Source organism: Cryobacterium sp. N19 (assembly GCF_002929595.1).
In the GTDB taxonomy this organism is placed as follows: Bacteria; Actinomycetota; Actinomycetes; order Actinomycetales; family Microbacteriaceae; genus Cryobacterium; species Cryobacterium flavum.
In genome coordinates, this window is the sequence record NZ_PJJR01000047.1 from 44,615 (window position 1) to 71,116 (window position 26,502).

The window sequence follows — 26,502 nt, forward strand, 5'->3', positions numbered from 1 at the left end:
AAAACGACGTTCCGACGTAGCGCGAGGTGCGGGCTCGCACGGTAGCAGCCCGAATCGAAAGCACCGTCTTAGTAGGATTACGTATCATGCACCCCCGTCAGGCACAGACTCTCATCGTTCTGCCAGCTTTCAACGAAGAGGAGTCTGTCGCGGCAGTTATCGCCGAGGTGTTTGCGGCCCTTCCCGACATGCACGTGCTCGTCGTTGACGACGGGTCATCCGACCGAACTGCCCAGCTGGCTCGTGAGGCTGGTGCGCTTGTCGCCCGCCTGCCTTTCAACCTGGGCGTCGGCGGAGCGATGCGGCTCGGCTTCAAATACGCGCTTGAGCACGGCTACTCCAATGTGGTTCAGGTCGACGCCGACGGCCAGCACGATCCCGCGGAGGTGCGCGCACTGGTCATCGCCCTCGATCGTGCGGACGTCGTCCTGGGCGCTCGTTTTGCGGGAGAGGGCGACTACGACGCGCGAGGGCCGCGCCGGTGGGCGATGACCGTCCTCGCTGTGATCATCAGCCGTTTGGCGAAAACCAAGCTCACAGACACGACATCTGGCTTTCGCGCGAGCGGCCCACGCGCTGTGCGACTTTTCGCAGAAACGTACCCGGCCGAGTACCTCGGCGACACCATTGAATCTCTGGTCATAGCGGCGAGAGCGGGCTGCGCGGTCACTCAGATTCCCGTCGCCATGCGACCTCGGGCCGGCGGCGTTCCGTCTCACCATCCGTTGAAGGCCGCGGCCTATCTGGGTCGAGCCTGCATGGCACTCACTTTTGCGTTGGCCCGCCCGAGGGAAACCCTTCGCACCCAGGAAAGCACCTCATGACCGTCACCAGTTATATTCTCGGCATCGCCGCGGCGCTCCTGACCCTCGCTGTCGTCGTTGAAATGCTCCGACGTCGTCGGCTGCGCGAGCGCCATGCCACCTGGTGGATCATCGCGGGAACCCTCGCCCTCATCGTGGGCGTCTTTCCCAAGACGCTCGAGTGGGCATCCAACATTGCGGGCGTCGCGATACCGATCAACCTCGTCTTCTTTGTCAGCGTCGTCATCCTTTTTCTGGTGTGCATCCAGCACAGTTCGGAGCTGACCAAGCTCGACGATCAAACCCGAACTCTGGCAGAGCAGTCAGCTCTGCTGGAGTTGCGAATCCGTGCGCTGGAACAGAACAGCAAGTCGTCGATCGAGGTGGACGACCAGTGAAGCGCAGCTTGGCGGTCTTCGCCGGTGCGTGGCTGATCCTCTCGCTCCTCGCGGGTGCTTGGGCAATGGCAACGCCGGTTTCGGGTGCTCCCGACGAACCCGCACACATCATCAAGGCCGCATCCGTAGTGCGCGGCCAGCTCGTGGGCACACCTTCCGAGAACGGCCACACAGTTAACGTGCCACGGTACATCGCCTCCACACAGGCCGTGACCTGCTTTGCCTTCCAACCGGCGGCGTCCGCGAGCTGCGCCGACGCCATTCCGCTCGGCGACGACACCATCATCCCGGCAGAAACGTCTGCCGGCCTGTACAACCCGCTCTACTACGAGCTCGTGGGCTGGCCGAGCTTGTTGGCCAGCGATGTCAGCGGCATCTATCTCATGCGCATCGTCAGCGGCATTGTAGCTTCTGCATTTCTTGCCCTCAGCTTCGTTCTGATCGCATCCTGGTCCCGTCGGGTGCTGCCGATGCTCGGTCTGGTTATCGCGTGCACTCCCATGGTTTTGTTCCTGAACGGCGTGGTCAATCCGAATTCCCTCGAAACGGCCGCCACTCTGGCCGCTTTTGTCGCGCTGCTTTCTATCGTCCTCCAGCCCAACGAACGCCTCCTCCCTCAACGGTTGATCATCCTGACAGTCTCATCAGCGTTCGCGGTCAATACCCGCGGCCTCTCGCCACTGTGGCTCGCCGTGGTCCTGGTCATCCCGCTCGTACTCCTCTCGGGTAAATCTTTGTGGAGCCTGATCAGCCGAAAACCGGTGATCTGGGCTATCTCGGGCGTCATCGCATCCGCTGTCATCGCGATTATGTGGATGCTCTCGAGCAATTCCTTGGCGGCAGGCATTTCGACCGACGAGGTCGTCACCGACTATCCCGGTGTGGGCTCGAGTTTTCTGGTGGGGTTCATTTTCGTCTTCACCGAAACCTTTGGTTTTGCCAATGGTCTGATCGGGCAGTTCGGGTGGTTGGATACAACGGCGCCAGCCGCAACGCTCTTCATGTGGGCCGCCCTGACCGGGGCGCTCATGATTGCCGCAGTCGTCGTGCTGCGCGGTCGACGCCTCGTGACTTTCGTCCTGCTCGCCGCAGCCCTGGTGATCATTCCTGCGGTGATCCAGGGTCTCTACATCACGGCTGGCGGAATCATCTGGCAGGGGCGGTATGCCCTGCCGCTGTTCGTCTGCCTGGTCGTGGGCGCTGCGGCGTTGATCGGCCAGAATGTCACCCTGGGCGACAGGTCCATCCGACTGCGCCTGACGGGTGCTGTTCTGGTCGCGGCCGTCTTCGCGCAGTTCATAGCGTTTGCTGTTGTGCTGCAGCGCTATGCGGTGGGAACTGCTGGCAGTCTGCGCGATTTCTACCTCGCCCCGGCGTGGCAGCCGCCGGGAGGCGTGCTTACCTTGCTGGCGTTCTACGCAATCACCCTTGCGTCCGGAGCCATAGTGGCGCTCTGGTGGGCGTCGCGAGAATCAGACGCGAGCACTTCGGAGCAGATAAATCACGTGCACGGCCAGTCCGATCGCCGGGCCGACAGCCAGGGCCAGGATGCTTCGAGTGTTCAAATCGAGCGGTAGAAACAGCAACGCGATCACACCAATAGCAGCGGCTATCCAGCCGGCGGAATAGGCCGTGTGGCCGTCGCGGGCTAGAACCGCCGGACCGCTCGCACACAGTGCGGCCGTGAAACCCGCGGAGGCTACCAGCAGACCGGCAGTCGCTGCGTCCACAACGTACTCCGGCCCGAACAGGCGCAGGATTGCCGGCCCCAGCCACCAAGCCAAGACTGACGCTAGTGCAGTGGCCGCAGCGATTGCTCCGAGTATCGAGCCGAATGCGCGCCAGAAGTTGGCGGTGTGGTCTCGAAAGAACACGAGCAGATAGCTCTGCAATGCGAGAAAGGGAATGACCAAGGGCGCCCGGGTCAGCGTCACTACGGCGATCAACGTGCCTACCGCAGCTGCAGAATCATTCCGCGAGGCCAGACTCAAGAAGAGCGGGAACCCGCTAATAAGAATTCCCGTAGCCACCGACCCGCTCACGGTGCGGGCCGAGTTCCAGGTGAGCCCCCGGAGAGTGACGTCGAGCAGGGAGCGGCCACGGGTGTGCTTGCGCACGATGGCCCAGACGACCAGCACCGTGATCGGGAAAGGCAGCACCACTGCCCACGGCAGAAGCTCTCTGTCTCCAGAGAAGGACAGGAGGAGCCCGACGCAGGCCAACCGCAGCAATGCGTCGCAGGAGATCATCACGGCGAGCGTTCGCCACTGCTGCAGGCCGTACATTGTTCCGCAGAAGACCGCAACGACAACATAGGAGGCAGCGCCCAAGGCGAGCGCTATGACCAGTGACCACGACCATGCAGCGCCGAATACCAGCGGGCCCCACACTGCACCGAGGCCTACTGTTGTTCCGAAGACGGCCAACGACGTGAGGGCACCGAAATTTCGGGCCGTGTTCGCGCTGTTCTCCTGGCGGCGGGCACTGAACCGTGTGGCGCGCGTCACCTCTTGCTGAATTCCGGCCAGCCCGCTGATCACCAGATACAGGGCGGACCAGAACACGCTGAACTTCAGGTATGAGGAAGGGTCGAGCTGGGACAGCACAACGCCCTGTACGGCATATCCGGCTAGTCCACCGATGACAGTGGCGAGAAGGATGAATCCCAGCCCGCGTTTCGCCGTGGAGCGCACCGTGACATCGTCCTGTGCGGGGTCGCTGATCGGAGCAACCGGAGTACCCGACGATTCAACGTTTCCAGCAGCAGACACGCCCCCAATGATACGCGGGCGCGTCTGTCGGCCGATGCGCGCGCATCCGCTCAGGACGCTTGAAAGATGTCCCGAATCATGTCCATGCGGCCTTGACTCGCGTACCGCGCATAACTTCCACGGCGGCCCTCCCGAAACACCGAAAGAATGCGTCTGACGCGTTGGGCGGGCAACTGGGCACGAAAACCTTCAAAGGTTGCCTTTTCATCGGCTGCGGCGATCTTATTCGGCGGAATGACGGCGGTCGACGCAATAGCACTCAGCCTCGCGAACAGGGTTCGAAATTTGGCTTGCAAGAGCTCGTTTCGGCTGCCACGCGGTTCGAGCACGCGACGCACCTTGATGGCGACCGACGGCACCTGCACACCGATTTGGTTCTGCCCGTGCTGCCGATAGTCGATGAGCGTTTCGGGAACGAAGTCCAATGTCGAGACGGCCGATGCGACGATCGCCAGCCATTCATCGTGCACCCAGTCGTCGGGAAAGGGTACCGCGAATTCGAGCAAGGCTCGTCGAATCATGCTGGTTGCGCCCGTTGCGAGGTTTCTCCGGAGAAACACGGTGAACGCCTGTCCGGAGTGAATAGCGGTGCGATCCTCCGACGAAACCTCCAGAGCTTCGAACAGTTCTCGACCGAGTGGCTTCCCACGTCCGTCGACGAGACGCGCATCTGAGTGCAGAAAGAGAAGATCCGGTCGAGCGTCGAACTGCTCGAGCATGACCTCCAATTTGTCTGCGCGCCAGATATCGTCCTGGTCGGCAAGGGCAATGAGGTCGTACCGGCAAGCGGCTATCGCCCGCTCGAAGTTCTTCGTGACGCCGTGTCCACCGTGAGACTCTAGAATGCGAATCTCTGTGTCGCTGCCGGCATTCGCTGCTGCGACGCGTCGAACAATTTCAAGTGTCTGGTCCGTGGAACCGTCATCGGAAACAACTATTTCTGACGCGCACGGATCCTGACGCAGGATACTCAACAGTTGCTCCTCGATGAATCGGCCGCCGTTATACGTGCACAGGGCGACCGAAACTCCGGTGCTGCTCACTTCCGGCGGCGCAACCGACTCTGTACCTTCTTCACCACAACCCGAGGGCCGCCGGTCTTTAGGTAGTGCACAAGGAGTCCCGCATCGTGGCGCAATCCGTGCTTCCGGCGTCGCACGAGAGGTCGACGCTTGATGCCGCTTCCCGCGCTGACAACGCCGCTTTCAATAAGGTCGGGGGCGTGCTGTGGGGCAGCAACAAAGCTCACCAGGGGCTCGAGCACGGTCTCCCATTCGTAGGCGGCGCGAACTCGCTTGATATTGCGTCGTGCGGCACGAATAAAGGCCTCGTCAAACAGAACCTTCTCGAGCGCGTCAGCCAGAGCCTTCACGTCTCCTGACGGTACAACGATGCCCAGTTTCTCGGCGGCCACGAGCTCTGCGAAGTGGTCCCCCTCGGTCACCACCATGGGCAGGCCCGCCCACAGGTAGTCAAGAATGCGGGTACGGAACGAGAAAGTCGTCTCAACGTGGGCGAAATGCGTACTCACGCCGGCATCCGCTTCGCCGAGGTAGTTATGGCGTTCGGCGTAATCAACCCAAGACCCATTGAAGAAGACTGCCCGATCGAGCACACCGAGATCCCGAGCCAAAGCGCGCGATTCGGCTACGATCCCCATCTCGGGTACGCCCGGGTGCGGGTGTTTGGTTCCCTGGAAGAACAGTCGCACGTTGTCGTGGCGAGTTGATACGTCGGCAATTGCCGAGATAAGGGTCTTCGGGTCGAACCAGTTGTAGAGTCCGCCACTCCACAGCAGGAGCTTGTCGTCGGCAGCAATGCCGGGAAGCACGTTCTTGAGTACGGGTCGCGTGGCGGGAGGAAACACCGGGTTGAGCCCGAATGGCACCACGTTGATCAAGCTGGTCAGGTCGGGGTCGTCAGCATAGTTGGCCGGGTTGACACGCCCGAGTGCAGCCAGTTGACCGAGGTAGAAGTGACGTTGGCGCTCGGACGCGCACAGGAAGAAATCACCGCGAGCGAGCTGCTCATTGAGCACGTCGGTGGCGTCAGAGACCTGCTTCTTCCACTGCTCCGTGCCTTGCTCGCGCCCCTGCTCGAGCTGTTCCAAGTGCATGGGGTCGTAAATGTCGGCCACGATGATCTTGTCGCTCGTGCGTAGGGACTCGAAGAGCGCCATGGCGAGGCCTTGAAAGACGATGACATCGCTGGCCGATTCCAGTTTGCGCATGGCGCGATCATCGCCGGGGTGCACGTGCACGATGTCGAACGGTGCGGAGATGGGTTTGGCTCCGGCAAGGGTGACCAGGGTGACGGCATTGTCCTTCGAGAGCGCCTCAGCCATGTGCCACGCCCGGATCGCAGGGCCGGCCATCTTCGCGCCGATGGGGTCCCCCGTGATAATGAGCACCTGGGTCAGCATAGGCACTTCGGTCACGCCGAAGGCGGTGACAATCTTGTCGTAGCCCTCGAGGTAATGGTCGGTGTCATAGGAGGGCGCATCCGTTTCGCCGAAGAGCGGCCAGATGCGGTTGTCGGCCACAACACGACTCGACTGGATATCGTCGCGAGATTTCTGCAGTGAGGGAAGGTTCTCAACGAACTGGTCGATCGCATACAGGCCGACGACGGTCTCCTTGGCCACCGTGGTGTCGGGCCCATTATCCGCCCCCCTACGCAGATCGAATTCGGTGGAGTCCAGACCGCCTCGGGCTACCGCACGGCGGGCTGCCAACGCCAGCGTGGCCGCGAAGGTCTTGGCAAGGGCCTCATCGCCGAGGTTCTTGTACTGGGTGTAAAGAGCGTTGCGCTCGAGCAGGTACGTCTCCTTGAACGAACCGTAGGATCCCATCGAGGCATGGTGTTTGTGGAACGCTATCGACTCCGGCGCGTACGCGAAGCGGTAGCCCTTAAGATTGAGCCGCCAGCCCAAGTCGACGTCTTCGAAGAACATGAAGTATCGCTCGTCAAACCCGCCCAGCTCGTCGTAGACGTCTCGGCGCACGAACATGGCCGACCCCGTACCGAACAAAACATCGTGTTCAACATCTGGAGTCGTCGGCAGTTCTTGCCCGGTCAGCGGCTTATAGCCCATGCCGAACCAGGTCATTGCCGAGCCGATGTAGTCGACCAGCACGCCGTCCCAGTCGACAACCTTGCTGGCGACGGCCCCAATTCGGGGGGATTTCTCGAAGGCCGTGACGGCTGCAGCAATCCACTCCGAGTCGGGCTTGGCGTCGTTGTTAAGAAAGGCGAGGTACTCACCAGAGCTTGCGGCGACGCCCAGATTGCACCCGCCCGCGAAGCCGAGGTTCTCCCTCGAGATGACAAGATTCACGTGCGGGGCAGCAGCACGTAATCGGGCTTCGCTGTCGTCGCCCGACGCATTCTCGACGATGATGATTTCGAGTTTGTCATGGGGCCAGTTGAGGTTCTTGAGGTGCTCAAGCGCCTCGATCGTGTCGTCGGTGCCTCGGTAGTTCACGAGCACAACGGAAACGACACCCGGTCGGAGCTTGGTCATTCGGGCCTTTCGTATGGGACGGCTTGCGCACAAAGTCTATCGACCGCCACGAATGTGATGGTGGAGATCTAGTCGCGAGCTACCAGAGAAACATCGGTATCCGGCTCGTACGCATGGGACGCATTATTGCGGTCCGATTCGGCGAGAATGCGTTTTCGCAGCACGATCACGAAGAGCACGGCCAGGCCAGCAGCGACCAGGTCGGCGGCCGTGAACATGAGCCTCGATACGAGACTCATCGCGGAAGCTTGAGGAACAGTCAGGAGAAGAGTCATTGCGCCAACCAAAATTGCTTCTCTCACGCCAACGCCCGAGGGGAATACAAAGGCAAAGAGACCGACGGTGAACCCTAATGACATCGCACCGGTCAGTAGGACAAGGGTTCCAAAGTCGGGATCAACGAGCGAGTTGACGAGAATCCATAGGTGCAATCCATACATTGCGTAGGACAGGAGCGCCCAGCCGACCGCTTTGCCAACGACCCTTATCGTTACTTTGTGCTCGAGGGGTGGACGGCGAAAAGCCCTCAAGACGAGAGAAGCGAGGGCCGTCATAATGCGCGGATGAAGGCAAAACAACCCAACCGGCAGAAGGAGAAAAAGCCAAAGAAGTTGCGTGTGCCCTCGCAGTACGACCGGTAGGGCCATCGATCCAAGGATGAGCGACGCCACGACTCCGATGCCCGCTGCGTAGAGGCCCGCCACTAGAACGCGTGGTCGCAGGATGCCGTACTGGCGCCCCAATTCCATCTGCATCACATAAGACCAAACGGATCCGGGTACGTATTTCCCCAACTGCCCAACCAGCATCACCTGAGCGGCACGCGCGATCGGTATTCTCGGACCTAGCCCGTTGAGCACGGAGACCCAGCTCATCGTCCCTGCGCCCAATCCAGCGAGAACTAGCAGAAATGACAGCACTATGGACGGCCAAGAGATCTCCGCGAGGGCGGCAGCAACGCCGGTCCATTGGCTGACCAGATAGTAGCCAGCGAAACCCAAGATCGCGACGAGAAGGACGTACCTCAGGACTGTAAGGACGAGTGGAGCGAACACCTTCATCCGCCCGATCATGCTATTGACCCGGAAAACCAGTTTAAGTAGCCCTCGACTTCTTCTAGGCCCCGTTGCGCTTCAAGCGGAGAATCCCCGCCCTCTATTTCCACAAGGCGCCGGATTGTTTGCGAGCTTATTCCAGCACGCTCCAGTCCAACAAGGTTCAGCCCTCGCACGGTGCAGGGGCTTCCAAACGCCTTTACAAACGGGCGGATGTGTCGCGTCACGACAGAAGCCATGCCGATCATGGCGAACGCGCCGATGACTCGACCCTGGTGGACAGTTGATCCGAGCCCCAAATTGGCCCCATTGCCAATTCTCGAGTGACCCCCCAAAGCCACCCCGGAGGCCAAAGTGACATCATCGGAAATCTTGCAGTCGTGGGCAACGTAAGTCTGGTTCATTACGAACCCCCTGTCGCCGATGTGAGTGCGAGACTTCCAACCGCCGTGGATTTGCACGTCCTCACGGATCACGTTCTCATTTCCGATGGCAACGCCCTCCCCCTCTTCAGAGGTGATCCAATCCGGTTCGTGCCGGAAGGACCGAACTTCGGGCGGACAGCCGATCTTGGATCCACCCCCGATCCAGTTGTCGTTCCCGAGACTGACTGACCCACCGAGAACGGCATATGGACCGATGATGTTGCCCGTTCCCATCGACACGTACGGCCCGACGATCGCGGTCGCATGCACTTGATTCATAAAGCGAAACACTTTCCTGATTCTTGACGACGAATGGGAGGCGGAACGTCAGGTGGCTCCCAAGGACTCAATCATTGATTTTCGCACGCCCTAGTATGGGAGAACGTGTGTGTGCGCGCTGATAGTAAGTGCAATGTGCAATCACGCGACAGCCACAAGGAAGATTGGATTCCAATGATACCGATTACGGTCGTCGAGTTTGGGGAGGACGCGGAGAACCTGGTCCTCGAGGTGCTTCGTTCAGGCAACATCGCTCAAGGCCCCAAAGTAAAGATGCTCGAGGATTCGTTCGCCGCCCTCATTGGCGTGAAGCACGCTGTCGCCGTGAACAATGGCACAACCGCGCTCGTTGCATCGCTACAAACCCTCGGCTTGGAGCCAGGCGATGAAGTCCTGACGAGTCCCTTCACGTTCGTGGCGACTCTTAACGCGATCCTTGAGGCCGGTGCCACAGCAACTTTCGCCGATATTTCTGAAGACGATTTCAATGTCACCCCCGCAGCCGTTGAAGCTGCGATTACCGACCGGACGAGAGTAATCATGCCGGTTCACCTCTATGGCCAGATTGCGGACATGGATGCCATTTCGCAGATTGCCGCCCATCGAGGGCTGACGATCGTTGAGGATTCTGCGCAGTCCCATGGCTCGGCACAGCACGGCCGAAGCTCCGGAACATACGGAATTGGGGCCTTCTCGTTCTACGCCACGAAGAACTTAACGACGGGCGAGGGCGGCATGATCACTACTAATGACGATGCCGTCGCTGACCGTCTCCGAGTCCTCCGTAATCAAGGAATGCGTGCGCGCTACGAGTATGAAGTTGCGGGCCACAACTATCGGTTGACAGACCTACAGGCTGCTGTGGGAATTCCGCAGATCGCTCGCTACAACGAGGTCGTTGAGGCTCGTCAGCGAAATGCGGACTATCTTAGTCGCGGTCTGGCGCTGGTAGACGGCATCATCACTCCCCGACAGCTTCCCGGTCGACGGCATGTCTGGCACCAGTACACGCTAAGAGTCACTCCGGACTCCGGTGTTGAACGCGAGGAGTTCGTGGCCAAGTTGCTCGAACAGGGCGTCGGCGCTGGCATGTATTATCCCAAACTCGTATTTGACTACGAGACGTACAAACACCGTACTGACGTACAAATCGGACGATACCCCGTCGCGGAACGAGTCGTCCGGGAGGTGGTCTCGATCCCTGTACACCAGAGTCTTTCAAAGTCACAGCTAGACAAGATCATTGAAAGTGTCGCTAATGCGGCAACGAAGAACTAAAGGAAACCACATGGTTCAACCCCGTATTCTCCTCATCGGTGCTGGTTCAATGGGCGCTCTTCATGCGCGTGTTATATCGCAGTCCTCGACGGCCCAACTTACAACGATTGTGGATCCGCGTGAGAGTGTAGGAGGCGTCATCGCCAGCCGCTTCGGAGCAAACTGGGCGCCTCAACTAAACAGCCTCGCTGGGATAGATGGGGTTATTATCGCCGCAGCCACAGAAGCTCATCACGAGCTCGCAATGACGGTGCTTGACGCCGGCATCCCACTCCTAGTTGAGAAGCCGGTAGCTGACGGGCTTGAGAAGACCATCGAAATATTGGAAAAATCGAAGTCTCTGGGCATTCCAATAATGTGTGGCCTCCTCGAGCGCTTCAATCCAGCCGTTCTGACTGCCAAGGCTCTGATCGACTCCCCCGTGTATGTTACCGCCACCCGTCATTCACCTTACGTTCCCCGCATCCGAACCGGTGTCAGTTGGGATCTTCTGGTTCACGACGTTGACCTGGCCATCGGTATTCTCGGCACGACGCCAACGCTCGTGACCGGCTCGCTGGCGCAGTTCCATCCGGATTCGGTACCCGGCGCCGAAGACGTGGCGGAGGTTGTACTCGGTTTTGAGGCTGGCGGAATGGCGCAGATTTCAGCGAGCCGGATTGGGCAGAGGAAAGTTCGAAGTCTCAACATCCACGAACTAGACCGGCTCGTTGAAGTTGATCTGCTACGTCGTGACGTGACCGTGTATCACCACGTGTCTGGGCAGGCAGCAGATGAAGAAGGGCGCGGCTACAAGCAACAGACGATCATTGAGATCCCTGAACTCATCACGTCGCAAGAGCCTCTCGCCGCACAATTGCAGCATTTCTTGGGTCTGATTGACGGGTCGACAGATGCTGATGCAGAACGACGATCCATTGTTCCGAGCCACCAGGTCGTAGCGCAGTTGAAGGCGCTGCGCTAGGGCGGATTCAGATTGGGCCGGTGTCACAGCCGTGACACCGGCCCGTAATCTAAGTCGATCGCGCTGTAAGTTCAGCCAACACGCTGAGGTGCTTTTCGGCCACTTTTTCGATGGTGAAATGATCTTCAATGAGCAATTGTGCATGGAGCGATACTTGACTCCGCGCGGCACCTGGGTCGGCAAGCACCTCGAGAATTATCTTTGCGAGTGCAACAGGATCCGCACGCTCATCCTTCTCGCTGATGAACGGGGCAATGAAGAGCTCCTGTCGATCCGTAACACTGAACTCAACGAAGTTGTCCGTGCGAATCGCAGCTACAACAGGGATACCAACGGCCAGTGCTTCCAAACTCGCCGTGCCGAATCCCTGTCCTTCTAATTCATGAACCTCGAGATCCGCAGCAGCCAGGTAATCCGGTATCTCTGACTGGGGTCGCGCCCCCAAAATTATTAGTGCATGGTCGACGCCCAGCGCTTCCGCTCGATGAATGAACGCGTCATGATAGACGCCTCCGATTACCACCACGGCCAGATCGGGATACTGTCGCAGGACCGCGGGTAGAGCCTCGACGAGCGCCAGCCGGCTTCGCTGAGGGATAACATGACCCAAGGAAAGTAGAATATGTCGTGTTCCTAGGTCGTGCCTATCCCTAGCTACCGCTGCTTCTCCGCCTCGTAAGACCGCTGGATCGATCCCCACGGGAATATAGGCTTTGCCCGATATGGAATTCTTGTATCGCCTGTCAATGTACTTGTCCATAAGGACATCCATAACAACGAGCCTCGGGCGATGAACCTTCATTAGCGGATTGACAAGCATCATGTCACCCATCCGATAAATGAAATTATGCAGGAAATTCGGGCTGTACAACCGTGTATGAATGCTCAATAAAGTTGAAGTGCCACGTTTGCGTGCCCATGCACCAGTTATCCAGGTCAAATCGAAAAACTGCCCGTGCTGATGGATTACGTCCGGCTGGAATTCGTCGAGCATCAAGCCCACTGCTTTAATCGTGCTGCGTGACACCGTGAAGGCAATGTCGAAGTTGGCCGCAAACCGGGATTTGGGCAACGACCACGCTGGAAGCCTCACGATTCGCAGTCCGTCACGTTCTTCAATGGCGGGGGCGCCCTGGTAGCCGGCCGTCAGGACGAGCACCTCATGGCCCGCCGAAGCGTATTGCTTCGCCAGATGGTCAGCCAAATGTGAAGAGCCACCCGGTCGCGGCGGAAAGAAGTTGTTAACCACGACAATTTTCATGAAATCACGTGAAGAGGCCGGACCTTTGGATGAGACGTATCGGTCAGATCAATCGTCGCGACCACCGTGGCCGGCACCCCTGCGACAACCGTGCGAGGCTCAACATCGCGAGTAACAACTGCGCCAGCGGCCACGATTGATTCGTCACCGATCGTTACCCCCATGTTCACGACCGCGTTCGCCCCGATAAAGACCCGATTTCCAATTCGAACGGACTGCCTGTCCACGGATGGATATGCGCGACCAGAAATGCACCTTAACGCACTGCTATGGGTGTAGATGTGGACGCCAGATGCGATATCACATCCTTCTCCAATCGTTAGGCCCCCAGAACCGTCAATGACGGTAAACGCACCAATCCAGGTTCCGACGCCGATGAGTGGTTCCCCAATGATCCAAGCCTGTTCGTGGTACGCGTTCGGTGGAATTGTTCCCGGAGCCAACGCACTCACTTACTGTGCTGTGTCTCGTAACGAATGAGGGCTGTCATGCCCTCGTTCACAGGGATCGAGTATTCAAAGCCAATAATGTCCTTAGCCCGCTGCACATCAGCTGCACGACGGCTGACGAGGACATCTCTCGGATTGAAAATCGGGTCGACGTCAACTCCGATGGCATCTATGAGAATACGTGCGAGATCGGCCACGCTTGTGTCAATTCCTGTTCCTACGTTGATGGGCACGTTTCCCTGCTCAGAATCGACCGCCAGAACGACAGCGCGTGCGATGTCGTGAACGTGAATAAAGTCCATCGATTGCTCGCCCTTCCCATCGATGACCGGGGCCTCACCATTTCGCAGCCGATTGACGAAGTGATTGATGACTGACGTGTAATAGGCGGTCGTCTTTTGACCAGGACCGTAAACATTGAAGAACCTAAGTGCAATCCAAGACAAGCCGGCTTTGCGCTCGTAGTATCCGAGGAGGTCCTCGCCGGTGCGTTTTCCGATGCAGTAGGGAGTGAGCGGGCTGAGTGCGTCGTCCTCATGCATCGGAAGCTTGTCCGGATCTCCGTACACGGAAGCGCTGGAAGCATAGACGATTCGTTTGATACCTTGTTCGGCTGCCGCAGCAAACACATTATGGGACCCAACGATGTTGCCATCGAGGGAACTGAAGGGATCAGCGACACTCTTGTTTATCGAGTCGGCTGCTAGATGGATCACCCTGGTGCAACCGCGCATTGCTGCGGCGACTGCCGCTCCCGAACGGACGTCTTGATCGACGACCTCTACTCTGCCAAGGGCGACCAGCGCACTTGCTGCATCCCGGTCACCCCGAACCATATTGTCAAAAATTCGAACACGATAGCCCTTTTCAAGTAGCTGCTTCACCACGTGAAGACCGATGAATCCGGCGCCCCCGGTAACGAAAACGGTTTCATTCTTTTCAGATACAGTCACTTTGTTTTTTCCTTCTAATTTCGTGTGCAGGGGGCGGAACGATCAAGTGGTGAGAGCAGCGCGCAACGTGGCTACGACCCGATCCACTTCGTCTTCCGAAAGATTGGCGTGCATCGGAATCGCCAAGTGCCGTTTGAAGAGGTCTGCGCTGACGGGGAGGTGACCGGAGAATCCGTAGATAGGTTGAACGTGTGAGGCGTAGGTACCGAAGTTACATTGAATTCCATTCGCCTTGAGATAGCTGGCGACCTTCCCTCGGTCTACGTTTTGGTCGAGAGTGATCACGTAGGACTGCCAAGGGTGAACTCGATCCGGCAGAGCTACCGGCACCGAGATTCCGTCGACATCAACAAGGAGGGTCGCATACTGGTTCGCAATACGCTGACGAGAGGCGACTAGCGTCTCCAGACGATCTAGCTGTGCCAGCATAATCCCGGCAGCTACGTCGGATAGTCGATAGTTGAATCCCAGTTCGTCGAACGAGGGTATCGGCAGATCAGTATTTCCTTCACGAGAAAGAGCCGGGGCTATTCCGTACGTGTGGAGCTTTCGAGCGTGATCGGCCAGGTCCGATCTATTTGTCGTGAGCGCACCGCCCTCGCCGGCGGTTATGCCTTTCCGGCCATGAAAACTGAAAGTCGCCACATCGGCCAAGCTTCCCGCAGGGCGCCCCTTATAGCTCGCGCCCGCTGAACAGGCTGCATCCTCCATGAGCCATAGCCCGTGTTTGTCTGCGATCGCCTGCAGTTCGTCGTAGTCGGCTGGTTGGCCGAAAACATCCACGGCCAGAATGCCCACGGTACGAGGAGTTATCGCTGCTTCGACCGCAGCGGGGTCGACACTCCAAATATCAGGTCTGATGTCTGCAAAAATAGGTGTCGCGCCAGCCCAGGCAACCGAATGTCCCGTCGCAGGGAAGGTATAGTCCCCGACAATCACCTCATCTCCCGCTGATGCGCCCAGAACGCTCAAGCCTAAGTGCAGGGCAGCCCCGCAGTTGTTCGTGGCGAGCGCATCGGACGTCCCAGTCAGTTCCGCGAAGCGCCTCTCGAATGTCGCGCACGTGGGTCCGGCGCCGGATAGCCACCCGGATGCGAATACATCGGCGATAGCTTGGAGCTCTTCCGCGCCGACAGTCGGCTGGCCGAGCGAAACGATACTTGACAAGTAGTCCTCTATCTCTTTTCAACAATGGTGTGAGCGAAGTCATCACCCGACCTAGTCTACGCAGGCAGGCCGGCAGAGAATCGCGCCGCCTGTAGGGTTGGGTTCTACCCTCGGACTGAATGGAAGAAATGACTGCCACTCGAGTCGTCATAATTGGCGGTGGAATCATCGGTCTCGCTGTCGCTGAACTGTTGTCCCGCACGGGCAAGACAGTGACCCTTGTTGAGAAGGAAGATAGCTGGGCAGCGCACCAGACCGGCCACAATTCAGGAGTCATCCACGCTGGCCCGTATTACAAGCCCGGCTCCCTTAAAGCCACGCTTTGCACTTCAGGCAATGCGTCCATGTTTGCCTTTGCTCGAGATCATGGAATTCCCTACGCGGCCTGCGGGAAACTTATTGTTGCGGTGAGCGACAAGGAGGCTCCGCGACTGGCGGCCTTACACGAACGAGCCATTGCTAATGGCGCACCCGTCCGTTTGATTTCGGCTTCGGAGGCCCGCGAGTTCGAGCCCCACGTCAATGCTGTCGCAGCGTTGCGCGTCGAGTCAACCGGGATAATCGGCTATCCCGCCGTCGCTCGGAAACTGGCAGAGTTGGCGGTCAACACCGGGGCGAACCTCATTCTCGGCTCCAGAGTTACAGACATCCGTGTCTCCGACAAGGAAGTCACTGTTGCGCACGAGTCAGGAACGGTGAGAGCAGATTTTCTCGTGAATTGCGCTGGGTTGCATAGCGACCGCATTGCTCGGCTTGCCGGACTTCAGCCGAAAGTGCGGATCATTCCCTTTCGCGGAGAGTACTACGAGCTCGTCGAGTCAAAGCGCGACCTTGTCCGAGGCTTGGTTTATCCAGTGCCTGATCCTGACCTTCCCTTTCTCGGTGTACACCTAACCCGCATGATCGATGGTTCCGTACACGCCGGGCCGAATGCGGTGCTAGCCCTCGCGCGCGAGGGGTATAGGTGGGGACAAGTCAGTCTCCGCGACACCTATGACTCAGTGGCCTACCGCGGATTCTTGAGATTGGCCAGCAAGAATATCCTGACCGGCGGGAAGGAAATAGCTCGGTCGCTGTCGACTCGCATGTTCGCGTCCAGCCTCTCGCGCCTCGTGCCAGAAATTGGGAGCAGTGACATTGTTCGTGCCGGGTCCGGCGTCCGCGCCCAGGCCATACTCCCGGATGGAACGCTTGCCCATGACTTCGTCATTGAGAAGGCGGCGCGACAGATTCACGTCTTGAATGCGCCTTCTCCCGCGGCCACGAGCGCTCTGGAGATAGCTAAGTATCTTGTTTCTGTCGGCGGACTAGATTCCTGATCCCTTGCTCCGGCCTTATTGGATATTACCGCCCGACTCCTCCGACCAAACTATGGTCCCACCTTGGAAGGCCTGAGAACAGGAACCCCCGGTTCCGCAATCCGCAGCGCTCGTTGGCCAAGCCAAATTCCCCGCTGCACCGCCCTGGGCGAAATATGAACTTCGAATAGCACCCGAAACTGCGTACGTTCCAGCGATCGATGAATAGATTGATCCTCGCCCGTACGCCTGACCAAAGCCGCCGCCGTTGTCAGGGATAGTGATGAGACTACTCGTCCGATTGCCGAGATCTGCGCTCAGCGTGGAGTGGAGGTCCTCAATCGCTGCCAATCCGACTCTCGACTCGCCCTGCGCAGAAATCAAAATCCTTCCAGTTTGAAAGTCCTGGAAGCAGCTAGAGTCCGATGTCAAGCATTCGGCTGGCGCAATCGGCCATCCCAGGCTTCCCGCCGAACCTCCCAAAGTAAAATAGAACTGTCGAATTGATCCCGTTACTGCGTACCCGCCTGCAGCAGCCGACCAGTAGATCGAACCGCCGGAGAATGCCTGACCGACCCCCGCGCCGTTCTGGGGTATCTGAACGACCCCGCTCGTTGCGCTGCCAAGTGCGCCATTTTGTCCGTTGAGGGCGAGGTAGACGGCATCGATTTCGGGGGCGCTCTCCCACGTCGCCCCGGATGGCGTTGCGTACAGCCACCCCTTCTCGAACTGCTGCATGCAACTTCCACCGCCACGACTGCAATCGATGCGGGCCAAGGGCCAACCGAGACCTCCAGCAGCTCCACCGCGAGAGAAATACGCTGATCGAAGGGCACCGGAAGTGGTGAATGCCTCTCCGGACTTCTTCTCGTATATGGATCCGAACTCGAAGGCGCGCCCCAGGCCGCCTCCGTTCTGGGAAATCACGAGGACATCACTGATCGGTTTTCCTAAGGTGCCGCTCACGCCGCCCAGTCGCGCAAATTCCGCGTCGATCCCGACGGACACGACCCGTGCACCGCCAGCCGAAGTCCATGCAACCGTGGCTGCCTGAAACGACTGAGAACAACTAGTATTATCGACCGAGCACTCCGGCGCCGCTGTTGGCCACCCTAATTCGCCAGCAGCACCATTCTTGGAGAAGTAGAAGTCACGGATTGGTCCACGAACTTCCCACGTGCCATTGGACGCGGACGAATATACTGATCCGCCCGCGAACTGTTGACCTTGTCCGCTGCCATTCTGCGCGACAGAAAGAATTGGGCTTTGCGGCCACGACAGCACTCCTGCTGGCCCTGTTAAGGCCAAGTACCGATCTCGAATCGATCCGCTCGTCGCATACGTGCTGCGTCCAGTTTGGCTCAAGATCGTTCCGGTTTGAAACTCCTGACTCGAACCGCCGCCGTTCGCAGAGATCGCAGACGCGTCATTTGTTGGCCAACCCAGCGGACCCGCGGAACCTCCCGTCTTCCAATACTCCGAACGTATCGTGCCCCTCACGCTCCATGTTCCAGCCGTAGGTGATGCATACACGGATCCATTCTGGAATGACTGACCAGTACCTCCCCCATTGTCAGTGATGACTGAGGCAGGACTGTTGGGCCACGCCAATGGCCCCGCTGCCCCGGATTTAGCAAAGTAGTAAGGCAAAACGGTCCCTGACACGATATGCGCACCCGTACTCGGGCTCCAGTAGATGGAGCCGTTCTGAAATGCTTGGCCGAAACCGCCACCGTGATACGACATCGGAATCAGTTCGCTTGTTGCCGCCCCAAGGGGTCCACTCGCTCCGCCGGACGCTGAATAGACCGCCCGTATGGAGTTTCCGCCGACTTCGCTCTGGGTGGACCCGAACCAATCCGAGAAGTACACCCAGAAATTGCGATTGCCATATGAGGAACAGGCGTTACCGGTACCGCCAAGGTTGGCTAAGGCAGCAGCATTCGGCTGGTACGGCGTGTAGTAGTAGAGCGCTGCCGTTGCCTTATTCTTGATCAAGACCGGTGATGATCCGCAGGCCGAAGCATTCGGGTGCCAGAGCACATTGTTGTATTGCCCGACTTTGATATACGTGAAGCTGCCGTTGTTATAGCGATTCAACTGCCGAGCAGCTGCATAGACCTGATTGAAAAATCCATAGTATTGCGCGTCACATACGGACGTATCAGGGCATCCCATGCCCATAGCTTTTCTAAGAATTCCGTCCGTTGGAGCGGTTCGCGTGGCGAGACCTTGCTCTTTCTGCAACGTCACGAGGATCACTTTCGCACTGATGCCGCAGGCCTGTTGGACCTTGAAGATAATCGTGGCCGCTGATTCCCCTGCAGCACCTTGATACGCGCTGCAGTAGGTTTCAGCGCTGACGCTCGGAGTGTCGACACGGTACACATTGAGACAGAGTGTGTTCTGACACGTCCCAACTTTTGCATCCAGGAAGGATTGAATCTCGACAACGTTCATGGCCGTCCGATTGAAAAACACTTCGTCTGAAATAATGTTTCCCGCGTCGAACCCCGAGCCAACGACTGCGGACGCCTTGTCTGGTACGACAACGACGATCGCCCCCAACATGGCCATCAATCCGAGCAGAACTCCAGCGACCAGAAACCGCGTGCGCATACCATCTCCTATTTCGCGCCGCGAATGCGCCGGCACAAGGTCAAGACTAGGTCAGAACCCCTTGTATTGGTCATAACTGGGGTCTTGCCGTCACAACCTAAAATGCGTCCCTTGACGCGGGCACGGTGGGTGAGCCACAATTCGGCGATCCAGGTGTCAGATTGATTCTGAATATGTGCACCTGATCCTGGCTGAAAACTTCAGTGAAATGACTGTCAGACTTCAGGAAATCGAGCGAGATACGGTGATAGGCATCCGACATGAAACGCTCGCCGTAGTACACATGCGTCACCGAGTATTCCTTGAGCAGGCCCTCGACGCAGTCGTCCTCGCCGATTCGTTCAAGATTCTCCCTGAGCCAAAGACGATCAAGCCAGGAGTCAGGTTCGGCGCCGACATACGGCGAGTTACCGAAGAGAGGCTCGACGGCATAATCGTTGTACATCCAGAGCGCGCCATCGACTCGCATGTCATCAAATACGCGATCTACAGAATCCAAGTTGTCCCTGAGGTACTCAAACGCCGCTACACTATCCGCTCGGACTGGACCCTTGTTGGCGTTGACTGACGCTGATGCGGCGGCCACAGGTGGCAGAGCCAACCCGAGAACCAGCAGAATTCCCACGGTCGCGCTGACAATTGGCGCAAGTGTCGACACTGATCGATTCCGTCTTTCTTGAAACTCTTCCGGGGCACGACTTCGCATGCGCCTGTTCTGGGCAGTCGATACTGCAGTGCCGCATAATCCAGCGATTGCGGCAATTGCGACAGCGGCAGGTATCGCGCCGAGAATGGTCAGAGTCCACCAAAGCCGACCCGGATCTTGGTACCAGGGCACGGTCAGAACTGAGAGAAACCCAAGCCTGCCCGTTTGAAGACCGACGATCAGAAGGACAAAGAAACCATACGCTACCGAGACGCCGAAGAACTTGGACCACCGATCTCGCACGGTCAGGATGCAGCCTCCGAGAACCAGGAAAGCCCAGACCCACGGCCCTGGGTCAAACGCTCCCCCTCCGGACCCCAACGCTGCGCTAAGGTCCGAACCCGCCGTCAACGCCGAAAACAATGCATTCTGTATCGGAATCGTGTGGGCAGCCACATCGACAAAGATCTCGGACCGTTGAGATGCGGAACCGATCAACCCCGGCTCCAGAAAGAGCAGAGGCAAGATCGCGGCGGAGGTCATAGCGCAGGCCCATCTTCCCCACCGAAGCATCCCCAGCCACGTCCGCTTCTGAACGGCGGCTACCGACATGACGATAAATGCCACGGCGGCAGCCATCGGTAGTTCCGAAGTGTGCAGACCGGTGATTCCTATCACCGCGAGTGCGGCTACGGGCAGATCACGCCAACGTGGATTCCAACCTCCGCTGATGACCAAAATGACGACGGCGGGAACCAGAGCTAGCCCCAGGACGGCGTTTGTGCGGCCGGACTCGAGCACCCAATATAGATAGATGGGTAAAGAGCTTGCGAGAGAAGCAAACCCTGCTACTAACGGCTGGGCGGGACTCAATCTTCTCGCCAAGGCAAACATACCAAGTGGAAGGAATAGGCCGGCGACAAGAGTAGTCGTTGCGGTCATGAGGGTGGAAACGTTCGAGCTGCTCACTGTCTGCAGTACCGCAATGAACAGGTTGTACGCGAGGGGATAGAAACTCGTGGTTCCGTCAGCCTCACCCGGGGTGGGCGACAAAACCACCGATGTGTCCAGCGTGTCAAATTCAAGGATTTGTCGAGTGAAGTAGCCGTGATGCATGGCGTCCCACCCCGGAGGAACGACAAAGGAGGACTGAAAGCGATGCCACAGCGTCAGAGCGACGACTATTCCAACGCCGAGCACCGCAAGGGACGCCAACTTCGATACCGGCTGCGCCCTCAGCGCAGCCAACAGGCGTTTCAAGTGCCCGCCAAGGGTCAACCCCAAGAAGATGACACGCCGAAGCTCGACCGCCAGCCAAGCCGCCAAGATCGCGCCCAAGCATGCCAACACCGCGGGAATGACTGGAAGTTTGAGGCTCTGTGCACCTAAGCCGACCATGTAGATTATCCCAAATGAGAGTATGGGTGCCGTCGAGAATCGGACAAGTCCCGGAACTCGATTGGGCAGAAGTCGGCCAAGAGCCAGGCCTGGGAGAATAAGGCCCAGAAAGGCGGCCAGAAACGCCATTCCCGTTGTCACGTGACCGTCGGCCATTTGTGCGGGTCGTAGTGAACCAGGTCACTCTCTATACTCGATGGTTGCTGAGAGATCACTGCCCCTCCAAATCTTCGAGAAATTCGAAACTCCGCGGCATTGATGCCTTCCCCCTGAAAAGTAAATACTCGGAGAGCCTAGCAAGGCACATCCGTAACCCTCGGAGCTTCACAACAGAGCTCCGAGCTAAGGTGGGATCGACGGGGAGGGAATCGCCGTGTCCTAGAAAGCAGTTAGAAAAGCGAATGCACTCGACCGTCACAGCTCCAACACGCACCAACACACGCTGGCGTTGGAAACCGCTTGTGGTTTCGTTTCCTATTATTTTCACGTTGATGATGTCTTGGGGCCTGGCCTCACCATTGATGTCCAGCCCAGATGAACCAGCACACGCAATGAGAGCTGCTGCCGTCGTTCAAGGTGACCTGACCGGACAGCTGTCGATCAGGGAACCTGGCACATCCGAAGTACTGGTTCCTCGCTACCTGGCGGAATCCATGGATCTCACCTGCTTTAGAAACATGATCCTCACGACGGCTGCCTGCCAAGTTCCAGTGACAGATCAACCGAACGAATTGGTCACCGGATACACGACCGCGACTCTGAACACTCCTGTTTTCTATGCCATCACCGGGCTGCCGACACTGTTCCTCGACGGCAACAAGGCAATGTACGCGATGCGAGCCATGGTGGCTTTGATGTGCTCGGCTCTTCTAGCGATCGCGTTCATGGCGATCGCACAGCTCCCCCGTCGCCGATGGACCCTGTTTTCGGTTGCCGTCGCAGTCACCCCAATGGTCCTCTTTCTATCTGGAACCATCAATCCCAACGCAGTGGAAGTTTGTGCTGCCGTTGCGACCCTCGCTTTAATGACGCTTATTTTCCGAGAAGATTCGTCGGGTTCGGTCCTCTTAGAACGCATAGCATTGCTTGCCTTGAGTGTATTTCTCTTAGTCAATACGCGTAGCCTGTCCCTATTCTGGCTGCTGATCATAAGTGTAATCGCCTTAATTTTGGCGAGACCCGCAGTTCTCAAGGCGGTGTTTTCCCGCCCAACTGCTTGGGTTGGGACTGCGGTCATGGGCACTGCCGTGGTATTTGCACTGTGGTGGTTTCTTACGCCTAAGGGTCTGACTCAAGAATTTCAATCCGTCGGCGTGGGCACGCCATGGCTTACAGCATTCATCACGTCGTTGGATCGAACTTTCGACCTTGGATATGGATGGATTGGTGTTTTCGGCTGGCTCGACACACCCGCACCCGCTTTCACTCTTATCGTCTGGATCGTGGCCTCGGGCACTCTCGTTGTGGGTGCCTTTCTCTTCGGGTCCTGGCGTTTCCGCGCATGCCTAATTGTGCTCGCCACCGCTCTGGTGCTGCTTCCGGCCCTCATACAAGCAAGCCTCGCGGCGGAATGGGGTTATGTCTGGCAGGGTCGGTACACACTTGCAATATTTGTGTGTTTGATTGTCGTTTCCGGCCTTGCCCTAGATGAGGGAGCTTCCCCAACGTGGCCGTCACCTCTCAAACGCCTACCGCGCCTGGCAATCGTGATGATTGCGTTTGCGCAACTAGCCGCCTTCCTCTGGGCACTGAAGCGTTATGTCGTTGGCTTGTCGTGGGATCTTACTTGGATCGCCATGATTGGCCAACCCAATTGGCAACCTCCATTCGGATGGATTGCCATCGCTTGCTGTTTCGCCGCAGCACTAGCTGTTGGGGTAATAGTTCTTTCCAAGTCCCTGAATACCACAGACGAAGGCCCAGCCGAGGACGAGCGCCTACTGGTCGGGCCCTATCATCGATGAGTCATTCCACACTCGACAGATCGGCCACTATGTCTAACGAAACTCCTACTCTCCCGACAGAAACAGATCCCGCCGTGGCGGAGAGCTTCGAGCTTCGCCAGGCTCGTCTCGAAATCCGCTCGCTGCGCGCCGAGATCGCTCGCACCGCACCTGACCTTGAAGACCTCCGCTTGCAATTGATTGCTGCTCGCGCACAGGGCGAACGTTATCGCGAGCAGGTAAGCGCTCTGCGAAAGTCGTCGTCGTGGCGTTTGACCCTCCCCTTGCGTATGCTCAGCCGCCGATAGAGAATACGAGTGCTTATCCGCAGCGAACAATCCCGGAGGATTCTGCCATCCGCCCTGCATGCAGCGAGGATCGAGGGAACTCGACGCAAGCTCCCAAAGTCGGATCGGGTCGCCGTCATCGCCAGTTTCGCCAAGGACAATTCGGTGTCGACATCTCTGTCCACACTGATTCGAGAATTCGAAAAGTCCCAATACACCGTTGTCTTGGTGCGCGCAGGCGAGGATCATCGCCCTCTGGACTGGCCCGACGACTATTCGGGCAATCCGATTGTTATCCGGAGGCCCAATGTGGGTTACGACTTCGGCTCGTGGGCGGTTGGTCTCGCGCTCTTCAACGAAATCCGTCGGAAGCAATTTGTCATACTGGCTAACGACAGCTTGGTAGGGCCCTTCTCCGATTTGGCGCCTCTACTCGAGAATTTCGAGACCAGCACCACCGATGTCTGGGGCGCGACGAATACATTGCAGATGCATTCGCATATCCAAAGTTTCTTCGTCGGATACCGGGGTGGAGTCCTCAACGACCCTGCGCTGAGGCAATTTTGGACGTCCTTAGTCGTCGAAACAGATAAGGCGGCAATCATTCACCGATACGAGATGGGGCTTAGCCGACTTCTCTATGCCGAGGGCTTCACGACTTCGGCGTGCTTTGAGTCGGAACGCATCGTTGCGACAGACGAAAACCCAACTATGCGCGGGTGGAGGACTCTCCTTGAATTGGGATTTCCGTTCGTCAAGCGTGAAATTCTTGTCAATCCTGCCGTTGTACCCGACGGCGGATCCGTCCCACAGGTTGTGCGATCGCGATTTGGTGTCAACCCGCGCGACTGGCTGTGAACCGAATTCCTGACGAACTGAGACCCCAAGCGATGAAGCGAGCACAACAGATCAAACACTACGTCAGCGCCGGCCTCGGGATGATGTCCCGTCGCCTGGCACCGCGAGAGGCACCAGCACCGAGATTCGAGCACCCCGCAAGCCATTCGTCCTGGGTGGGGCGACGTTCCGGAAAGATGCGCCCCGCGATTCCCCATTCCTGGGCTGGATCGATCAGCACGCCAGAGTCCCCATCGCGTATCGCAGTGGTCCTCCACGTCTACTATGTCGATCTCGTCGCAGAGCTAATCGAGGAACTTGCATATATTCCCGTGGAATTTGACCTGATCATCACGAATGCAAGTGGGCATCACGTCGATTTGCAAACGAGCCATCTGCCGCTGCTATCGCATGTTTCGATTCTTGACGTCCCGAATCGTGGACGAGACATACTCCCCCTCATCTCTTTGGTGAACGCAGGCCTGCTGGAGCCCTACGACCTTATATTGAAGATTCACACAAAGAAGAGCGCCTGGCGGGAGGAACACGCACTGCTTGAGGGTAGCGGCGATGCGTGGCGTAACGGATTCGTAACGGGACTCCTTGGCTCACGGGCGAACGTCGAGAATCTCCTCTCGGAATTCGCCGAAGACCCAAGCCTAGGCCTTCTGACTACAGAGGGAAATATTGTCGGTCCAGAGTTCTGGGGAGGTGACCAAGACCTGACTGCTGAGATATTGCTCCGCTTGCAATTGATTCTCGACCCCCACTCACTGCGCTTTGCTGCAGGGTCGATGTACTGGGTGCGCGGTTTTGTCCTACAAGGGCTATGGGCACTTGATCTAGATTCGGAGGATTTTGACGACGAGCAGGGCCAGATAGACGGAACAACAGCGCATGCGATCGAGCGAACCATAGGCATTCTGACGAAGGAGGCAGGCTACTCGCTCAGAGAGCATCAGGATCTATCGGTCACGGGGAGCGATGAGTGGGCACACTACCGCCGCGAAGAGCAAAGAACGCCTCGCGCTCGTGTTATTCCGTTCTACCTGCCGCAGTTCCATACATTCCCAGAGAATGACGCTTGGTGGGGCACCGGTTTTACAGAATGGGCGAACGTCGCAGCAGGAAAGCCCGTCTTTTTGGGCCACAATCAGCCCTTCTTGCCGTCCGACTTAGGGTTCTACGACCTAGCGCACGGTGACGTCCGGCAAAAGCAATTCGAACTTGCCGCGAATGCTGGTATCGAGGGATTCATGTATTACTACTATTGGTTTGCTGGCAAGAAGCTGATGAACATGCCAGTCGAGAATCTCGTCGCCAGCACGGACGATGCCCCCTTCTGCATCATGTGGGCTAACGAGAATTGGACACGTCGTTGGGACGGAGGTGCGGAGAATGTCCTGATAGCGCAAGATTATGATGAGGTACCCGCTACCGAATTCATCCATGATGTCATGCCGCTTCTCACGGACCCTCGGTATATAAAGATTGACGGGAAACCGCTGGTATCCGTATACCGAATTACACAGATTCCTAACTTCAAGGAAGTACTGGATTATTGGCGTGATGCCGCGCTAGCCGCGGGACTTCCCGGCCTCACTCTTGTGACGGTTGACGTCGGTAGCAATATGGACGGCTTCGAAGGCGATATTGATGCCAGTGGATTAGACGCATTTCTCGAGTTTGCCCCCCACAACCGACCTTGGAGGAGCCAGCCGAGAGACGGCCTCGCCGTTGATCACCGGTTTGAGGGCGGAATATTGAGCTATGCCGCGATGGTGCGCGATTCCGTAGCAGAGTTGCTGAAGCCGATCGACGCGGCGCGATATCCGGGAGTTATGGTCAATTTCGACAACACAGCCAGACGTCAATGGCAACCGCACCTCTGGTATGGGTCCAATCCATACACCTTTCGAAGGTGGCTTAACGCAGCCGTTTCAGCAGTGGCTGACCGAGATTTGGGGAATCGCATCGTGTTCCTTAACGCGTGGAATGAATGGGCGGAGGGCACAGTGCTAGAGCCCTCCCAACGTTTCGGACGAACCTATCTCCTGGCTGTGCGTGACGTTCTAAATCGCTAGCCCAGGAGCCAAGCTATTGACATGACCAAATACACTCCCTGCCGCGATGGCTCTGTCCCAGAGG

General features: G+C 57.9%; 20 protein-coding genes. 9 read left to right on the top strand and 11 right to left on the bottom strand.

Going from position 1 to position 26,502, the window contains the following annotated elements; all coding sequences use genetic code 11:
* Positions 1-86: 86 nt before the first annotated feature.
* From CXY78_RS05645 to CXY78_RS05655, 3 genes are read left to right on the top strand one after another with little or no spacing between them, the layout of a single operon-like run.
* The gene (locus CXY78_RS05645; RefSeq protein WP_104088491.1) at positions 87-824 is read left to right on the top strand and encodes a glycosyltransferase family 2 protein; all 738 of its coding nucleotides are present in this window, start codon (positions 87-89) and stop codon (positions 822-824) included.
* Positions 821-1,201 (top strand): DUF2304 domain-containing protein, encoded by a 381-nt coding sequence (locus tag CXY78_RS05650; RefSeq protein ID WP_104088493.1) that lies wholly within the window; start codon positions 821-823, stop codon positions 1,199-1,201. The genes CXY78_RS05645 and CXY78_RS05650 overlap by 4 nt, the downstream gene beginning before the upstream one ends.
* Positions 1,198-2,778: a DUF2142 domain-containing protein gene (locus CXY78_RS05655; RefSeq protein WP_104088495.1), complete on the top strand. Its 1,581-nt coding sequence runs from the start codon at positions 1,198-1,200 to the stop codon at positions 2,776-2,778. Before CXY78_RS05650 ends, CXY78_RS05655 begins: the two co-directional genes overlap by 4 nt.
* Here CXY78_RS05655 and CXY78_RS20685 read toward each other — a convergent pair.
* The 5 genes from CXY78_RS20685 to CXY78_RS05680 form a co-directional block, all read right to left on the bottom strand.
* Positions 2,674-3,972, bottom strand: a complete 1,299-nt coding sequence (locus tag CXY78_RS20685; RefSeq protein WP_140425664.1) for a hypothetical protein — start codon at positions 3,970-3,972, stop codon at positions 2,674-2,676. The genes CXY78_RS05655 and CXY78_RS20685 overlap by 105 nt on opposite strands.
* Positions 3,973-4,022: 50 nt before the next feature.
* Positions 4,023-5,015, bottom strand: a complete 993-nt coding sequence (locus CXY78_RS05665; RefSeq protein WP_104088498.1) for a glycosyltransferase family 2 protein — start codon at positions 5,013-5,015, stop codon at positions 4,023-4,025.
* Positions 5,012-7,495, bottom strand: coding sequence for a glycosyltransferase (locus CXY78_RS05670; RefSeq protein WP_104088500.1), 2,484 nt, complete (start codon positions 7,493-7,495; stop codon positions 5,012-5,014). The genes CXY78_RS05665 and CXY78_RS05670 overlap by 4 nt, the downstream gene beginning before the upstream one ends.
* 68 nt (positions 7,496-7,563) lie before the next feature.
* Positions 7,564-8,556, bottom strand: coding sequence for a lysylphosphatidylglycerol synthase domain-containing protein (locus CXY78_RS05675; protein WP_158253274.1), 993 nt, complete (start codon positions 8,554-8,556; stop codon positions 7,564-7,566).
* An 8-nt stretch (positions 8,557-8,564) separates the two neighbouring features.
* Positions 8,565-9,266 (bottom strand): acyl-ACP--UDP-N- acetylglucosamine O-acyltransferase, encoded by a 702-nt coding sequence (locus CXY78_RS05680; RefSeq protein ID WP_233206094.1) that lies wholly within the window; start codon positions 9,264-9,266, stop codon positions 8,565-8,567.
* Between the two features lie 123 nt (positions 9,267-9,389).
* Here CXY78_RS05680 and CXY78_RS05685 point away from each other — a divergent pair, with 123 nt between their 5' ends.
* Both CXY78_RS05685 and CXY78_RS05690 read left to right on the top strand, forming a co-directional pair.
* On the top strand, positions 9,390-10,532 hold the full coding sequence (locus tag CXY78_RS05685; RefSeq protein WP_233206095.1) for a DegT/DnrJ/EryC1/StrS aminotransferase family protein: 1,143 nt from the start codon (positions 9,390-9,392) through the stop codon (positions 10,530-10,532).
* Positions 10,533-10,542: 10 nt separating this feature from the next.
* Positions 10,543-11,496 carry a Gfo/Idh/MocA family protein gene (locus tag CXY78_RS05690; RefSeq protein ID WP_104088506.1) on the top strand — a complete coding sequence of 318 codons (954 nt, stop codon included), beginning with the start codon at positions 10,543-10,545 and terminating at the stop codon, positions 11,494-11,496.
* A gap of 49 nt (positions 11,497-11,545) precedes the next feature.
* On the opposite strand, the gene CXY78_RS05695 is transcribed toward CXY78_RS05690, so the two are convergent.
* The 4 genes from CXY78_RS05695 to CXY78_RS05710 are packed head-to-tail and all read right to left on the bottom strand — an operon-like array spanning position 11,546 to position 15,326.
* A complete protein-coding gene (locus tag CXY78_RS05695; protein ID WP_104088508.1) occupies positions 11,546-12,757 on the bottom strand; it encodes a glycosyltransferase family 4 protein in 1,212 nt (403 codons plus the stop codon).
* Entirely contained in the window at positions 12,754-13,209 is a 456-nt protein-coding gene (locus CXY78_RS22070; protein WP_158253275.1) for an acyltransferase, read from the bottom strand. The genes CXY78_RS05695 and CXY78_RS22070 overlap by 4 nt, the downstream gene beginning before the upstream one ends.
* A complete protein-coding gene (locus CXY78_RS05705) occupies positions 13,206-14,159 on the bottom strand; it encodes an NAD(P)-dependent oxidoreductase (protein ID WP_104088510.1) in 954 nt (317 codons plus the stop codon). The genes CXY78_RS22070 and CXY78_RS05705 overlap by 4 nt, the downstream gene beginning before the upstream one ends.
* A 42-nt stretch (positions 14,160-14,201) precedes the next feature.
* A complete protein-coding gene (locus tag CXY78_RS05710) occupies positions 14,202-15,326 on the bottom strand; it encodes a DegT/DnrJ/EryC1/StrS aminotransferase family protein (RefSeq protein WP_104088511.1) in 1,125 nt (374 codons plus the stop codon).
* 119 nt (positions 15,327-15,445) lie between these two features.
* Here CXY78_RS05710 and lhgO point away from each other — a divergent pair, with 119 nt between their 5' ends.
* Positions 15,446-16,645, top strand: coding sequence for an L-2-hydroxyglutarate oxidase (lhgO, locus tag CXY78_RS05715; protein WP_233206096.1), 1,200 nt, complete (start codon positions 15,446-15,448; stop codon positions 16,643-16,645).
* A 15-nt stretch (positions 16,646-16,660) separates the two neighbouring features.
* Here the strand turns inward: lhgO and CXY78_RS05720 are convergent, their stop codons facing one another.
* Positions 16,661-19,243 carry a hypothetical protein gene (locus tag CXY78_RS05720; protein WP_104088514.1) on the bottom strand — a complete coding sequence of 861 codons (2,583 nt, stop codon included), beginning with the start codon at positions 19,241-19,243 and terminating at the stop codon, positions 16,661-16,663.
* Between the two features lie 97 nt (positions 19,244-19,340).
* Positions 19,341-21,443, bottom strand: a complete 2,103-nt coding sequence (locus CXY78_RS05725) for a DUF6541 family protein (protein ID WP_369827261.1) — start codon at positions 21,441-21,443, stop codon at positions 19,341-19,343.
* 245 nt (positions 21,444-21,688) lie between these two features.
* Here CXY78_RS05725 and CXY78_RS05730 point away from each other — a divergent pair, with 245 nt between their 5' ends.
* The 3 genes from CXY78_RS05730 (at position 21,689) to CXY78_RS05745 (ending at position 26,438) form a co-directional block, all read left to right on the top strand.
* Positions 21,689-23,251 (top strand): DUF2142 domain-containing protein, encoded by a 1,563-nt coding sequence (locus tag CXY78_RS05730; RefSeq protein ID WP_104088517.1) that lies wholly within the window; start codon positions 21,689-21,691, stop codon positions 23,249-23,251.
* Positions 23,252-23,547: 296 nt separating this feature from the next.
* Positions 23,548-24,375, top strand: coding sequence for a rhamnan synthesis F family protein (locus tag CXY78_RS05740; protein ID WP_233206097.1), 828 nt, complete (start codon positions 23,548-23,550; stop codon positions 24,373-24,375).
* 83 nt (positions 24,376-24,458) lie between these two features.
* Positions 24,459-26,438, top strand: coding sequence for a glycoside hydrolase family 99-like domain-containing protein (locus CXY78_RS05745; RefSeq protein WP_255410391.1), 1,980 nt, complete (start codon positions 24,459-24,461; stop codon positions 26,436-26,438).
* Positions 26,439-26,502 lie beyond the last annotated feature (64 nt).